Below are 15,051 nucleotides of genomic sequence, written 5' to 3' on the forward strand. Positions count from 1 at the left end.
TTGTTGTTTGTCAAACCGTTGTTTGATACTGAAATTCTGCTGAGATAACTGCCTTAATTTTAAGTTGCCCAGGCTCAATTGGAGACGAACTAAGCCCTTTTGCTAAGGCTTCTGCTTGATAATGAATGGGCTGCACACTAGAAACGCTTTCCACTACCGAAGTAGGTGTGGGATTTAAAGTAACATGAATGGTTGTGGCAATCGTTTTAGCTTTTTCACTAGCGTTGTTCAGGGCCAGAGCCAAGGCTTGCAAATAATAACCATCTTTATTTTTTAAGCTAAATTGAACGCTAGATACATAATTCGCCCCATTTTGAACTGCCGTGTCTACTATTTTTCCTATTAATGATAGTTCTTCAATTTTTACCTGTAATAAATGAGTAACTTTGTACCCGCGAAAAATTTGTTTCCCTTGTTCGTAATCATATTCAGTATCTATTCGATAATCAGATGTTTGGATTAAATTCTGAGCAATTCCTAGTGTCTTAATCGCATTAATCACTTTTGTCACGTCAACAGAATTTTGCTGCTGAGCGGGTATAAGTTCTTTCATTTTTGTTATAACACCTAAATTCACCGAAGCAGAATCCGGCGGCAGGACGAGTTCCCCCTCCCCAGTCACCTTTATTAAATGACCTTTGGGATGTAGTCCATTTCGATGAGGTACATGATAAGGATACATTTATTCTCCCTCCCTTTATCCAATTCTTATGGATTTCTGACTTTGAGAATTGTCCAGCTCCAGCACCCAGCAACTATTGGACTTCATTAAACGGGTGCTTACGCTTTTCTATATAAAATATGGATGTCCCTGGATTATGTTCCTCGGATCTTACAAGTCTAGTAAAAGTAGCATTTTGTTCTATTAACAGTTATCGAAAAATAGAATGAAATTAACAGACGTGCATGTCATATTGTGTCCAAGCAGGCATACATTTTAATTAACGAGAAAGGAAAAATTGAGGAGGAAGCATACGTGGAAACGATTCTTACCTTTTTACCAAAAAATATTGCCAGCCTAATCAACCAAATCCCTCCTAATCAAAAAGAAGAAGTAGAGGAAATCCGCATCCGGATTAATCGTCCAATTGAGATCACTCTAAAGGGTGCTCCAAGATTTTTATCGTATATCATACAGCCTGAGGATGCTTTTCATCTTCTTAATAAAATTAGTCAATTCTCCATTTATACATTGGAAGAAGAACTTAAACGCGGCTATATAACCATATCCGGAGGCCATCGTATTGGACTAGCCGGGAAGGTCATTCTTGAAGATGGAAAGGTCAAGGCGATAAGGGATATCTCCTCTTTTAATATTAGAATTGCCAGAGAGAAGATCGGAATTGCTGAGGCAATCATTCCTTATATTTTTCAAGAAGATTGGATGCATACCATGATTATTGGACCTCCGCAGACAGGAAAAACCACTATGCTAAGGGATATTGCCAGAATCATCTCATCGGGGAATCATTCAAAAGGAATTAAAGCAAGTAAAGTGGGGATTGTTGATGAACGAAGTGAGATTGCTGGATGTGTAAATGGAGTGCCGCAGTTAACCTTTGGTCATCGTCTTGATGTCTTAGATGCTTGTCCGAAAGCAGAAGGAATGATGATGATGATCCGTTCGATGAGTCCGGATGTGCTGATTGTTGACGAAATCGGCCGCCGAGAAGATGCAGAGGCAATCCAAGAGGCGGTACATGCAGGAATTAAACTGATGATGACCACCCATGGTTCAACTATAGATGAAATTAGAAAACGTCCTTCATTAAGGGACATCATGGAACAAAAGATATTTGAACGGTTTGTAATCTTAAGCAGATTATCAGGGCCTGGAACAATTACCCGCATTCTCGATGCAGAGGGTAAGGAAATGCCTCATAAAGTGAGAGTGACTTAAAATGATTAAGTTAATTGGTGCCATTATCATTATTATAGCTACCACCTGGACAGGGTTCGAAGCTGCCCGGAATTTTAGCGATCGTCCCAAGCAATTAAGGGCATTACGGTCCGCACTGCAATCACTCGAGGCTGAAATTATGTTCAGCCATACACCATTACATGAAGCAGCTAGGAGATTAGCCGCTCAACTAACTAATCCGCTTTCAAAGTTCTTTGAAACCTTTGCGGCTAGATTAACTAAAACCGAAACAACGGTAAAAGAGGCTTGGGAGACTAGTTTACAAGAAATTTGGAAATTAACTGCCTTAAAACAGGGAGAATTCGAAATAATGAAGCAATTTGGGGAGACATTAGGCCGCCATGATCGCATTTCCCAGCAAAAGCATATTCTGCTTACACTATCCCATCTTGAAAGAGAAGAAGCTGATGCGATTGATAGGCAGGCAAAATATGAAAAAATGCTAAAGAGTTTGGGATTCTTATCCGGATTGTTACTGATTATTTTATTATTTTAGGGGGAAAAGCAATGGGTTTAGAAGTGGATATTATCTTTAAAATTGCTGGGGTAGGTATTGTTGTTGCCTTTTTGCATACCGTCTTGGATCAGGTAGGCAAAAAAGAATATGCCCAATGGGTAACGTTATTTGGGTTTATCTATATATTGTTCCAAGTAGCTACAATAGTGGATGACCTTTTCCAAAAAATAAAATCTGTATTTTTGTTTCAATAGAGAGGGGGGCTCAGCCATTGAAATCATCAAAATAGTCGGTGTAGCCCTTACCGCCACTTTTCTTGCTTTAATAATCAAAGAGCAAAAACCCAATTTTGCTTTTCTTTTAGTTGTTTTTGTAGGTTGCGTCATTTTTCTCTTTTTAGTTGATAAAATATTTGAAATTATTCATATGCTAGAAAAACTTGCCGTAAACGCAAAGGTAAATATGGTTTATGTTGAGACAATCCTTAAAATCATTGGAATTGCTTATATTGCAGAATTTGCTACTCAAATTACGAAGGATGCTGGTCAAGGAGCTATTGCTTCAAAGATTGAATTAGCCGGAAAAATTATCATTCTAGCTATGTCCATCCCTATCTTAACCGTATTAATCGAAACCATAATAAAACTTATTCCTAGTTAAATATAGATTGGGGTTTTATGTCTAGCTCCAGCGCCCAGCGACTAGTGTACTTCGCGCTCCTCCTTACGATAAGTCAACATCGAATCGCTGTCGCTCTTCGTGTTTCCTTTATCTCATACGGAGCGCTCCAGTCCATACGTCGCTAACCGGGCGCTTACGCTTTTCTCTAAAGAGGTGTAGAAATGAAGCAAAAGCTGCAGTTTATTCCTATTATGATTCTCGTTTTATTATTTTTTTATATTCCGGGTGTACAAGCTGCCGAAGAATCCAAAAACACTCAAGAATCACTCTCGGCGCAGAATTTGGTCGACCAACAGTTAGAGACACTCGATATAAGTGAACTTCAACAATATTGGGAGGATATTACCACTAAATATGGCGGTTTTCTCCCGGAAAGTCAAAAGGGCAGTCTCTATGATTTTGTTAAAGGCGACAAGAAATTTTCCTTTAAGGAATGGGGACAAGGAATACTAAAATTCGCCTTTCATGAGTTCGTAGCAAATGGCAAATTATTAGGTTCTCTAATCATGTTAACCATTTTCAGCATGTTCTTGCAATCGATGCAAAATGCCTTCGAAAAGAGCACGATTAGTAAAGTAGCCTATTCAATTATCTATATGGTACTAGTCATCCTAGCTCTAAATAGTTTCCATATTGCCATTAACTATACGAATGAAGCGATTGGGACGATGATCTCCTTTGTCCTGGCACTTGTTCCTCTTTTGCTAGCTTTAATTGCAGCATCAGGAGGAGTGGTATCGGCAGCATTTTTTCATCCGGTCATTCTATTCCTAATGAATTCGAGCGGCTTAATTATGCAGTATATTATTCTTCCACTTCTCTTTCTAGCAACCTTACTGAGTATTGTTAGTACCATGTCTGAACAATACAAAGTGTCGCAGTTAGCAGCGCTGTTACGTAATTGGAGCATCGGGTTAATGGGACTTTTCTTAACCGTGTTTCTTGGTGTTATTTCGGTACAGGGAGCATCAGCAGCCGTAACCGACGGAGTAGCCATCAGAACGGCTAAATTTGTTACCGGCAATTTTATTCCTGTTATAGGAAGAATGTTTACAGATGCAACCGATACGGTCGTCAGTGCATCCGTCCTGTTAAAAAATACGGTGGGAATCGCTGGTGTTGCTATTTTACTAATCATCGTAGCATTTCCCGCCTTAAAAATACTAATGATTTCGTTTATATATAAATTTGCAGCGGCCATCCTGCAGCCATTAGGGGGCGGTCCAGTAATAAAATGCCTTGATATTATCAGTAAAAGTGTCATCTATGTATTCGCAGCCCTAGCGATTGTCTCGCTTATGTTCTTTTTAAGTATTACGGTCATCGTTGCAGCAGGAAATTTAACGATGATGATGAGATAAGGGGGGGAATTCATGGATTTCTTAAAAGAATGGGTAACGAATATTATCCTTTTTATCCTATTAGCCACTGTCATCGATATGCTGCTTCCGAACTCTAGTATGCAGAAATATACCAAAATGGTTACCGGTCTCCTTTTAATCGCGATCATACTTACTCCTATCCTTAAGCTGATCTCCAAGGATTTTGAAACAACCATGAACTCCATTCCTTCATATCAGGCTCCAGGAGAAAAAAATATGAAAAATTCAATAGATTTAAAGAAAAAAGAAATACAAGCTTCCCAACATGCATATATTTTAGAAGAAATGGCTGTCCAGCTAAAAAAGGATGTTAAGGAGGAGTTGATGAATCAATACGGATTGGAGATCGATAAAATTGACCTAGCAGTGAACGAAGAAAGCGACAAAGCATTCCCTGAAAACCTCCAAAAGGTTACGGTTCTTCTAAAACAGCCAGAAAACAGCGATAAGACAGTCGAAGCAATTAAACAAATTGAAATAAACACTGAAAAACCTCTTCCTTCTGAAGGATCATCCAAAGACACAAAACAAATTGCTTCATTTCTGTCACAGAAATGGAATGTAACAGAGAAAACAGTAGAGGTTTCGATTGAAGGGGGGATTAAAAAGAAAAATGGATAACAATCAAGGACCATTATCCTGGCTCAAGAAAATACTTAAACCGGAAAATAAGGGAGAAAAGAAACCTGGGAAATACCAATATATGTTGTTGGTCCTCTGTATTGGAGCTGCTTTTATGCTTGTAGGAAATATTGTTTTTAAGGGCGATTCGAATACACAAGCGCAGCCAGCAGCAACAAATGAAAAGATCGCTTCCGAGGATGTTCCGGCCTTTGGTATTAAAAAATCTTCTGAGAATAAAGCAATAACTCAATATGAGGAAAAGTATGAAAACCAAATGAAGAAGGCCTTAGAGGAAATGCTGGGGGTTAATGATGTTACCGTCGTAGTGACAATTGATTCAACTGACAAGAAAGTACTTGAAAAAAATACAGTGACAAAATCGCAAACGACGGATGAAACAGACCGTGAAGGCGGACAGCGTAAGGTGGTTGATTCCTCAACAGACACACAATTGGTTATTATTCGTAATGGAGATAAAGAGGTTCCTATTGTCGTAGAAACTAAGAAACCCGATATTCGCGGGGTACTCGTAGTCGCTAAGGGCGCAGATAATATTGAAGTGAAAAAATGGATTAAGGAAGCAGTTACTAGGGCTTTGGGAGTACCTAGTCATCGGGTGGCTGTCATGCCTAAAAAATAAAGGGGGAAAAGATTATGCTATTAAAAAAACAAACAGTTTGGTTATTAACGATGTTAAGTTTAGTTGTGGTCTTATCGGTTTATTACATTACATCACCAGAGCAAAAGAGCAATGATTTAGCAGCCGTCCAACAAAAGGCAAAGGATCAAAATCTAGGCAAAACAACAACTGAAACAAAGCAAAAGGTTGACAAAACGGTTGTGTCCAGTGTTGCCGGTGATTCGGCATTTGAAGAACTCCGTATGAAGCTCGAAGACTTACGCAGCCAAAAACAGGAGGAATTAACAAGTGAATTAGCATCCACTGATCTTTCTCCTGATGAAAAGAGTAAAGTAAAAGATCAAATGGATAAACTAAATCAAGTCGCTCAAAGTGAAGAATTGCTTGAAACATTTATTAAAACGATGGGTTATGAAGATGTTCTTGTTAGAGCGGATGGTCCAAAGGTAATCGTTACCGTAAAAGCAAAGAAAAAGCCATCTGTTTCAGATGCTAATAAGATTATGCTCGAAGTGAAAAAAGAGATTGATGAAACAAACTATGTAGCAGTTGAATATCAGCCTGCAAAATAAATAACCATATAAAAAAGGAAAGTCTTTTGACTTTCCTTTTTTATATGGTTAAATCGATATGAATAGGTAAAAATCATCATTTGTAAGAGCCAAAACTGCAAAAAATTTCTTTTTTGAATCAAAAAAGATTAATATATAGGGGAAGACATTTTTGAAATTGTCAGGGTCCTTTTAATAAGAGGATTGAACTTTTACTAGCTATTATCGTATAGTATTAGTAGTTAGTACTAATTAAGTTGTACAAGGAGTGTTACTCAATGTTAAAAGTACAAGAAATTCGTGAATTGATTAAATTAGTTGATCAATCCAGTATCGATGAATTTGTATATGAAATTGATGGTTCAAAAATCAAAATGAAGAAAAATGGTCAAACCACCGTTGTTTCCCAGCCAGTTTCAGTACCACAGGCAGCTACAGCAGCCATACAAGCTGTCCCAGCGGCACAGCCAGCACCTGTTGTTCAAGTCCAAGAAGCTGCTCCGGAAGCAGTAAAAGCAACAGGAAATGAACCAGCCGTACAAGCAAATTTACACAAGATCACTTCACCAATGGTTGGAACCTTTTATTCGTCGCCAACTCCAGATGCTGATAATTATGTAAAAGCAGGAGACCGGGTATCAAAGGATTCAATCGTTTGTATTGTTGAGGCGATGAAATTATTTAATGAAATTGAGGCAGAAGTAGACGGGGAAATCGTTGAAATACTAGTTAAAAATGGCCAATTAGTTGAATATGGACAACCGCTATTTCTAGTCAAGCCAGAATAAGGAGCGATAACAGGATGATAAAGAAACTGTTAATTGCAAACAGAGGAGAAATTGCCGTTAGGATTATTCGTGCCTGTCGGGAAATGGGGATTGAATCGGTAGCTGTATACTCAGAGGCCGACCGTGAAGCCCTGCATGTTCAACTCGCAGATGAAGCCTATTGCATAGGACCAACATCATCTAAAGACAGTTATTTAAACGTTACAAATATAATCAGTGTTGCAAACCTTACCTCATGTGATGCGATTCACCCGGGATATGGGTTCCTTGCTGAAAATGCAGACTTTGCAGAACTCTGTAGAGAATGCAATATCACCTTTGTCGGACCAAGTCCAGAAGCGATTACAAAAATGGGAACTAAGGACATTGCAAGGGAAACGATGCGTAAAGCGGGAGTACCAATTGTTCCTGGATCCACAGGCATTATTAATGATATTGATGAAGCACTTGAGCTAGTTAAACAAATCGAATACCCTGTCATCATTAAGGCAACTGCTGGCGGAGGCGGTAAAGGTATCCGTGTGGCTAAAAATGAGCAGGAATTAATAAAAGGAATCAATATCACACAGCAGGAAGCGTTGACGGCTTTCGGAAACTCTGGTGTCTACATAGAAAAATATATTGAGGATTTCCGTCACGTGGAAATACAAGTACTTGGTGATAAACATGGAAATACGATTCACTTAGGTGAAAGAGATTGCTCTATCCAGCGCCGGCTTCAAAAGCTGTTGGAGGAATCGCCATCACCGGCTCTAGATGGTGAGATTCGTGAAGAAATGGGAACTGCAGCCGTAAAAGCGGCAAAAGCAGTTGATTATTCCGGTGCTGGCACGGTAGAATTTATATATGACTACCGCAATCGCAAGTTTTATTTTATGGAAATGAACACAAGAATTCAGGTTGAACATCCGGTAACAGAAATGGTTACAGGAACAGACCTAATTAAAGAACAAATCCGAGTTGCAAACGGAGAAAAACTAACCCTTAAACAGCAGGATGTTACGTTTACCGGCTGGGCCATTGAGTGCCGGATTAATGCAGAAAATCCCGAGAAGAACTTTCTTCCTTCAGCAGGGAAAATTAAGATGTATTTACCGCCAGGCGGATTAGGAGTTCGTATTGATTCAGCAGCGTATCCAGGATATACCATTCCGCCATACTATGATTCCATGATTGCAAAGGTGATCGCATATGGAAGCACCAGAGAAGAAGCAATCTCAAGAATGAAGCGGGCGTTAAGTGAGTTTGTTGTGGAAGGTATTCATACAACCATACCGTTCCATTTAAAATTGTTGGAGCATGAGAATTTTGTTGAAGGCAATTTTAATACGAAGTTTCTTGAATTGCATGATGTGATGAAGTCTGTCTAAAATCTGGAGGTGTTTAATATGAGCGAAAATAGTGTCTTGGAAATGGATCAAGGAAACAATGGACATGGTAAAATTGAAATTGCCCCGGAGGTAATTGAAGTTATCGCCGGAATTGCTGCATCTGAAGTGGACGGTGTCTCTGGGATGCGCGGCAATTTTGCAACGGGTGTTGTGGAACGTCTTGGAAAAAAAAATCACGGTAAAGGCGTAAAGGTAGAACTTACTGAAACAGGAATTAAAGTGGATGTATATTGTTTAATGAAGTTCGGTATATCTATTCCAACGGTAGCAGGAAAAGTTCAGGATAATATTCGTCAGGCCTTGTTGAATATGACTGCATTAGATGCAGAGGAAGTAAACATTCACGTAGTCGGAATTCAATTTGAAAATCAAAAGAACGAACAGGAAATTGACGCTGAACTTTAACTTTTTGAGAACCAAAGGTATCGGATCCTTTGGTTCTTCTATTTTTTCATGGGTTTATGAATAATATTTAATGGCGAAAAATAGTACAAACCCCTAGGTGGCTGGCTGTTCCTTCATAAAATAATAAGACATATCGTGCGATTCCATTTTAGTTATGCTATTATCTTTTTATGTGCAAGCTAGATTCAAGTACATAATGCCAGTTCATGAACAAAAATAAAACAAAAATTAGTTAATATATAGCTAAAGGAGTTAACGGTAGAATGAAAAGAAGAACAGCTAGGGAAAAGGCGTTACAGGCACTTTTTCAAATTGATGTTAGTAACACCGAGCCATCATTAGCAATTGAACATGTTTTGGAAGGGCAGACTAGTGATGACTATCTGAACCAATTGGTTCTTGGGGTAGTTGAACAAAAAGATGAAATCGATGCTCTTATTATCGAAAACCTCGAAAAGTGGTCTTTAGACCGATTAGCTACGGTTGATCGGAACTTATTAAGAATGGCTGCATTTGAGTTAAAATTTTCTCAAGATATTCCAGATAATGTGATATTAGATGAAGCCATAGAGATTGCAAAAATTTACGGAGATGACCAATCAAGTAAGTTTATTAATGGGGTTTTATCTAAGATAAAGGAAAAACTTCATAACAATTAATAGATTATTTTCTAGGACTGGGGAGGAATTACGATGACAGCACAAATAATTAACGGTAAAGATATAGCCGCAAAAAAAAGGTTAGAAATTGCCGAAGAAGTTGTGAGACTCAAAGATCTTGGCGTAACGCCAGGCTTAGCCGTCATTCTCGTTGGCAATAATCATGCATCTAGGACTTATGTGACAAATAAAGAAAAGGCATGTAAAGAACTAGGGATGAACTCTATCTTAATTGAAATGCAGGAAGAGGTTTCTGAACAGGAATTATTAGCTAAAATCGCTGAATTAAATGAAACGCCGGATATTCATGGCATATTAGTACAGCTGCCGCTGCCTAAACATATTGATGAAAAGAAAGTAATTGAATCTATATCTCCATTAAAGGATGTCGATGGCTTTCATCCAATCAATATAGGCAGGATGATGACTGGACAGAATGCCTTTCTGCCTTGTACACCATACGGGATTATGGTCTTGCTGGAAGAGACAGGTATTTCTATTCCTGGAAAGCATGTTGTAGTGGTAGGAAGAAGCAATATCGTTGGTAAACCTGTTGGCCAATTATTCCTAAATCAAGATGCAACAGTTACCTACTGTCATTCTAAAACTAAAGATTTACCGTTTCATACAAACCAAGCGGATATCCTTATCGCTGCGGTTGGAATCCCCAATTTTATTAAAGCTGAACATGTTAAAAATGGTGCGGTTATTATTGATGTAGGTATCAATCGTAATGAAGCTGGAAAACTTTGTGGCGATGTTGCCTTTGATGAAGTTTCCGAAAAGGCTGGATATATTACTCCAGTTCCCAAAGGTGTAGGACCTATGACTATCACCATGCTAATGTACAATACAGTGAAGTCTGCTGCTGAAAGTCTTGCCAGAGATTAAGTAAAGTATGTCCTTATCTCATACATATAGTTCTATTTGTTTTTACAGACAAAAAATCGAGCTAAATGTATAATAGATAAGGACAGTTTTATTCTTTCGTCAAAAGGAGCTCTTCATGCCGGAACAAAGATATTTATCTGTGAATGCTTTAACAAAATACATAAAGCGAAAATTTGATGCTGATCCCCATTTACGGGAAGTTCATGTAAGAGGCGAAATTTCTAATTTCAAACAGCATTCAAGCGGACATATGTATTTTACCTTAAAGGATGAGAAAGCCCGAATTCTTGCCGTGATGTTTGCCGGACAATCCCGTTTTATGAAATTCTCACCAGAGAACGGTATGAAGGTGATTGTTAAGGGTGAAATCAGTGTATATGAACCGAGCGGCCAATATCAAATATATATTAGAGAAATGCAGCCTGATGGCATTGGTGAATTGTTTTTAGCATATGAACAACTTAAACAAAGATTAGAAGCGGAAGGGTTATTTGCTCCCGAAACAAAAAAAACCATCCCTCTATATCCCAAAACGGTAGGTGTGATCACTTCCCCTACTGGTGCTGCCATTCGGGATGTCATAACTACGATCAAAAGGCGGTATCCTATCGCTAATATACTTGTATTCCCAGCTCTTGTCCAAGGAGAGAACGCTGCTCCTTCAATCGTAAAAGCCATTGAAAAGGCCAATAATATGAAAGAAATTGATGTCTTAATTGTTGGGCGTGGCGGAGGGTCGATTGAAGAGTTATGGGCGTTTAATGAAGAAATCACTGCCCGTGCCATTTTTTCATCCGAAATTCCGATTATTTCTGCAGTAGGCCATGAAACAGACTTTACAATTGCCGATTTTGTCGCTGACTTGCGTGCCCCTACACCAACGGGTGCAGCAGAATTAGCGGTTCCGCATATTGAAGAACTGGTGGACAGGGTTTTGCAGCGGCAAACACGTTTGATTCGTGTTATGAGCGCGAGGTTTAAGTTTGAAAATGAACGGTTAAACCGAGTTCAAAAATCGTATGCATTCCGCTATCCACACCGGCTTTATGAGCAAAAACTGGAGCAGGTAGATAAGTTAACCGAAGGACTGAAGCGGGGAGCTTCTCGATTAACTGCTGTAAAAAAGGAACAGCATGAGATTTTATCAAAACGGTTGCAGCGAAGGCATCCAAATGAAGGTCTACAGGAGGCAAAAAAACGTTTTGACAGGTTACAAAAGGATTTAAACCGAACGGTTACTCAAATCTATGAAAAAAAACAGTCGGAATTTGATCGGATTCTTTCTACACTACAGGCCTTAAGCCCGCTTAAAATAATGGAGCGTGGCTATAGTTTAGCCTATACAGAGGATAACCGGCTCGTAAAAAGTGTTACACAAGTAAAAAAGAATGAGCAAGTTCAAATTCAATTAACAGATGGAAGCCTTTTCTGTAATGTGGAAACAATAAAGGAGAGAGAATCGAGTGACAACTGAAAAAACTTTAACCTTTGAAGAGGCCATGACAAAGCTTGAAGAAATTGTTGAAAAGCTTGAAGAAGGTGACGTTCCGTTAGAAGAAGCGATTACGTTCTACAAAGAGGGGATGGAACTCTCTAAACTATGTCATGATAAACTAAAAACTGTGGAAGAACAACTTACGCAAATTATTACGGAGGATGGGCGTACTGAGCGTTTTTCTATTACAGAGGAGGATTAGGGCTTGACAACCGGGTTACTAGACGCGTTTAGAAAAGAATATCAACAACTGCTAGATCGGGAACTCAGAGCGCTGGTAGAAAAACTGGATGCCCCTTCCGTCCTAAAGGATTCTATGATTTATTCTCTTGAAGCAGGCGGTAAAAGAATTCGTCCATTATTATTATTTGCAACCTTGGATGCATTTGGAATCGACCCTAAACAGGGTATCTCTGCTGCAGCCGCAATTGAAATGATTCATACCTATTCTTTAATCCACGATGACCTGCCCAGCATGGATAATGATGATTTACGAAGAGGTAAACCGACCAATCACAAAGTGTTTGGAGATGCTGTTGCAACACTTGCTGGGGATGCTTTATTAACTTATAGTTTTGAAGTAATGAATATGCTTTCTGATGATTTTGCCCGGCCTGCTGTAAAAATGAAGTTAATTGTAGAAATGGCAAAAGCAGCCGGCGCTGAAGGTATGGTAGGCGGACAGGTCGCTGATATGGAAGGGGAGAACAAGGTTCTGTCCCTAGAAGAACTAGAGTATATCCATATTCACAAAACAGGTAAGCTGCTAAAGTTCAGTGTTGTTTCAGGAGCAATTATGGCTCAAGCAAACGAAAGAACCTTACAAAACCTATCAGTGTTTGCTCATCACCTCGGACTTGCTTTCCAGATACAGGATGATATTCTAGACTTGGTAGGCAATCAACAAATAATTGGAAAGCCTGTTGGCAGTGATACCGTTAACCATAAAAGCACCTATCCACAACTATTATCCTTGGAAGGGGCAAGAGCAGCCCTTCAGAATCAAATTAAGCTGTCAAAAGAATATTTAAAAAAGACAGACTTAAATACCATTCTTCTTGACGAGATAACGGATTTAGTTGCATCAAGGGATCACTAGAGTGTTTTTTTGGCTGAGTATGAGTATGTACTAATGGTTCTCATTTTAGAGAAGTTGTTAATTGCCGTTATCACTTAGTGTGTTAGCGGCTATTTTTTCAGATAAAGATAGAAATACTAGCAAAAAAGGGTAGAACGAATAAGAATGAAAGTGAGTGGTCCAAAAATGGATTTATTATCAATCAAGGACCCATCCTTCTTAAAAAGGATGTCGAATCAGGAGCTTGAGGCTCTAAGTCAAGAAATTCGCGAATTTTTAATTCAGAAATTATCTGTAACCGGTGGACATATCGGACCAAATTTAGGAGTAGTGGAATTGACGCTCGCTTTACATAAATGTTTTGATAGTCCAAAGGATAAACTTATCTGGGATGTAGGTCACCAATCCTATGTTCATAAGATTTTAACAGGCAGGGCCTGTGAATTTGACACGTTAAGACAATTTAAGGGATTATGCGGATTTCCAAAACGGGTTGAAAGTGAACACGATGTTTGGGAGACCGGACACAGTTCTACTTCTCTTTCAGCTGCCATGGGTATGGCGATTGCAAGGGATTTAAAAAAAGAAAAATCCTTTGTGGTTCCAGTAATTGGTGACGGAGCTTTAACGGGCGGAATGGCACTCGAGGCACTAAATCATATTGGTCATGAAAAAAAGAATATGATTGTGGTGCTAAATGATAATGAGATGTCGATCGCACCAAACGTTGGCGCCCTTCATAATATTCTTGGCCAATTGCGGACCGCTGGAAAATATCAATGGGTAAAAGATGAACTTGAAGTTCTATTGAAGAAGGTTCCTGCCGTCGGTGGAAAACTTGCTGCTACTGCAGAAAGAATAAAGGATAGTCTCAAATATTTGGTGGTTTCCGGTATGTTCTTTGAAGAGCTTGGCTTCACTTATTTAGGACCGATTGATGGTCATAACTTTGATAATTTATTTGAAAGCCTCCAATATGCTAAAAAAACCGAAGGACCTGTTCTTCTCCATGTTATTACTAAAAAAGGGAAGGGTTTTAGACCAGCCGAAAGTGACAAGATTGGTACATGGCACGGTACGGGACCATATAAAATGGATACAGGAGATTTTGTTAAACCGACCAAAAAACAACCGCCTGCTTGGAGCAGTATTGTCAGTGAAACTGTCCGGAAGCTGGCAAGAAGTGATAAGCGAATTGTTGCGATTACTCCGGCAATGCCTGTTGGATCAAAGTTAGAAGGGTTTGCAAGCGAGTTCCCTGACCGTATGTTTGACGTCGGGATTGCTGAGCAGCATGCGGCTACTGTTGCTGCAGGGCTGGCAACTCAAAATATGAAGCCATTCTTAGCGATTTATTCTACCTTTTTACAACGTGCCTATGACCAAGTCCTGCATGATATTTGCCGGCAAAACTTAAATGTTTTTATTGGAATTGACCGCGCGGGTTTAGTTGGTGCAGATGGCGAAACCCATCAAGGGGTATTTGATATAGCCTTTTTAAGGCACATGCCAAATATGGTCTTAATGATGCCAAAGGACGAAAATGAAGGCCAGCATATGGTTTATACAGCTTTAAATTATAATGATGGACCCATAGCCATGAGATTTCCCCGGGGAAATGGAATAGGGGTAGAAATGGATGAAGAATTTCATAACATTCCAATTGGCACCTGGGAGACACTAAAAGAAGGCAGCGATGCGGTAATCCTAACTTTTGGTACCACCATTCCAATGGCTATGGAAGCATCACAAAGTCTTGAAAAACAAGGACTGTCCATATCCGTTGTCAATGCCAGGTTTATCAAGCCCCTTGATGAAACGATGCTAACGGAACTACTCGAAAAAGGTATTCCAATCCTTACGATTGAGGAGGCCATTTTACAGGGCGGGTTTGGCAGTGCAATCCTGGAATATGCGGAATCCAAGGGATATCACGATGCACTCATTGACCGAATGGGGATTCCAGATCAATTTATTGAACACGGTGATGTAGATTCCTTACTTGAGGAAATCGGTTTAACAACTGAAGAAACGATTAAGAGGACTTCTATCTTAGCGAGTGCCAGAAAAAAACAACAAAGGGCCTGA

Annotated in this window: 18 protein-coding genes; 17 read left to right on the top strand and 1 reads right to left on the bottom strand. The window is 39.3% G+C overall.

Annotation, left to right across the window (positions count from 1 at the left end):
* Window positions 1-10: 10 nt before the first annotated feature.
* On the bottom strand, window positions 11-682 hold the full coding sequence (locus ACZ9EE_RS24720) for an SIMPL domain-containing protein (protein WP_476031280.1): 672 nt from the start codon (window positions 680-682) through the stop codon (window positions 11-13).
* A gap of 294 nt (window positions 683-976) precedes the next feature.
* On the opposite strand from ACZ9EE_RS24720, the gene spoIIIAA reads away from it, so the two are divergent.
* The 17 genes from spoIIIAA (at window position 977) to dxs (ending at window position 15,051) form a co-directional block, all read left to right on the top strand.
* Window positions 977-1,900, top strand: a complete 924-nt coding sequence (gene spoIIIAA, locus ACZ9EE_RS24725) for a stage III sporulation protein AA (RefSeq protein ID WP_476031281.1) — start codon at window positions 977-979, stop codon at window positions 1,898-1,900.
* 1 nt (window position 1,901) lies between these two features.
* Window positions 1,902-2,417, top strand: a complete 516-nt coding sequence (gene spoIIIAB, locus ACZ9EE_RS24730) for a stage III sporulation protein SpoIIIAB (RefSeq protein WP_476031282.1) — start codon at window positions 1,902-1,904, stop codon at window positions 2,415-2,417.
* A gap of 11 nt (window positions 2,418-2,428) precedes the next feature.
* Window positions 2,429-2,632 carry a stage III sporulation protein AC gene (spoIIIAC, locus tag ACZ9EE_RS24735; protein WP_026572556.1) on the top strand — a complete coding sequence of 68 codons (204 nt, stop codon included), beginning with the start codon at window positions 2,429-2,431 and terminating at the stop codon, window positions 2,630-2,632.
* 16 nt (window positions 2,633-2,648) lie between these two features.
* Window positions 2,649-3,038 carry a stage III sporulation protein AD gene (spoIIIAD, locus tag ACZ9EE_RS24740; protein WP_476033079.1) on the top strand — a complete coding sequence of 130 codons (390 nt, stop codon included), beginning with the start codon at window positions 2,649-2,651 and terminating at the stop codon, window positions 3,036-3,038.
* A 182-nt stretch (window positions 3,039-3,220) separates the two neighbouring features.
* Entirely contained in the window at window positions 3,221-4,420 is a 1,200-nt protein-coding gene (spoIIIAE, locus tag ACZ9EE_RS24745; RefSeq protein ID WP_476031283.1) for a stage III sporulation protein AE, read from the top strand.
* Window positions 4,421-4,432: 12 nt separating this feature from the next.
* On the top strand, window positions 4,433-5,062 hold the full coding sequence (gene spoIIIAF / locus ACZ9EE_RS24750) for a stage III sporulation protein AF (RefSeq protein WP_476031284.1): 630 nt from the start codon (window positions 4,433-4,435) through the stop codon (window positions 5,060-5,062).
* Window positions 5,055-5,705 (top strand): stage III sporulation protein AG, encoded by a 651-nt coding sequence (spoIIIAG, locus tag ACZ9EE_RS24755; protein ID WP_476031285.1) that lies wholly within the window; start codon window positions 5,055-5,057, stop codon window positions 5,703-5,705. Before spoIIIAF ends, spoIIIAG begins: the two co-directional genes overlap by 8 nt.
* A gap of 14 nt (window positions 5,706-5,719) precedes the next feature.
* The gene (locus tag ACZ9EE_RS24760) at window positions 5,720-6,277 is read left to right on the top strand and encodes a SpoIIIAH-like family protein (protein WP_476031286.1); all 558 of its coding nucleotides are present in this window, start codon (window positions 5,720-5,722) and stop codon (window positions 6,275-6,277) included.
* A 257-nt stretch (window positions 6,278-6,534) separates the two neighbouring features.
* A complete protein-coding gene (accB, locus tag ACZ9EE_RS24765) occupies window positions 6,535-7,044 on the top strand; it encodes an acetyl-CoA carboxylase biotin carboxyl carrier protein (protein ID WP_476031287.1) in 510 nt (169 codons plus the stop codon).
* Between the two features lie 14 nt (window positions 7,045-7,058).
* Window positions 7,059-8,414, top strand: a complete 1,356-nt coding sequence (gene accC / locus ACZ9EE_RS24770) for an acetyl-CoA carboxylase biotin carboxylase subunit (protein ID WP_476031288.1) — start codon at window positions 7,059-7,061, stop codon at window positions 8,412-8,414.
* A gap of 18 nt (window positions 8,415-8,432) precedes the next feature.
* Window positions 8,433-8,840 (top strand): Asp23/Gls24 family envelope stress response protein, encoded by a 408-nt coding sequence (locus tag ACZ9EE_RS24775; RefSeq protein WP_476031289.1) that lies wholly within the window; start codon window positions 8,433-8,435, stop codon window positions 8,838-8,840.
* 263 nt (window positions 8,841-9,103) lie between these two features.
* Window positions 9,104-9,499, top strand: coding sequence for a transcription antitermination factor NusB (gene nusB, locus ACZ9EE_RS24780; RefSeq protein WP_476031290.1), 396 nt, complete (start codon window positions 9,104-9,106; stop codon window positions 9,497-9,499).
* A gap of 33 nt (window positions 9,500-9,532) precedes the next feature.
* Window positions 9,533-10,390 carry a bifunctional methylenetetrahydrofolate dehydrogenase/methenyltetrahydrofolate cyclohydrolase FolD gene (folD, locus tag ACZ9EE_RS24785; RefSeq protein WP_476031291.1) on the top strand — a complete coding sequence of 286 codons (858 nt, stop codon included), beginning with the start codon at window positions 9,533-9,535 and terminating at the stop codon, window positions 10,388-10,390.
* A gap of 115 nt (window positions 10,391-10,505) precedes the next feature.
* A complete protein-coding gene (gene xseA, locus ACZ9EE_RS24790; RefSeq protein ID WP_476031292.1) occupies window positions 10,506-11,864 on the top strand; it encodes an exodeoxyribonuclease VII large subunit in 1,359 nt (452 codons plus the stop codon).
* Window positions 11,854-12,087, top strand: coding sequence for an exodeoxyribonuclease VII small subunit (locus tag ACZ9EE_RS24795; RefSeq protein ID WP_476031293.1), 234 nt, complete (start codon window positions 11,854-11,856; stop codon window positions 12,085-12,087). The genes xseA and ACZ9EE_RS24795 overlap by 11 nt, the downstream gene beginning before the upstream one ends.
* Before the next feature lie 3 nt (window positions 12,088-12,090).
* Window positions 12,091-12,984 carry a polyprenyl synthetase family protein gene (locus tag ACZ9EE_RS24800; protein ID WP_476031294.1) on the top strand — a complete coding sequence of 298 codons (894 nt, stop codon included), beginning with the start codon at window positions 12,091-12,093 and terminating at the stop codon, window positions 12,982-12,984.
* 165 nt (window positions 12,985-13,149) lie between these two features.
* On the top strand, window positions 13,150-15,051 hold the full coding sequence (gene dxs / locus ACZ9EE_RS24805) for a 1-deoxy-D-xylulose-5-phosphate synthase (protein WP_476031295.1): 1,902 nt from the start codon (window positions 13,150-13,152) through the stop codon (window positions 15,049-15,051).

The sequence above is a fragment of the Bacillus sp. URHA0034 genome (assembly GCF_056280405.1).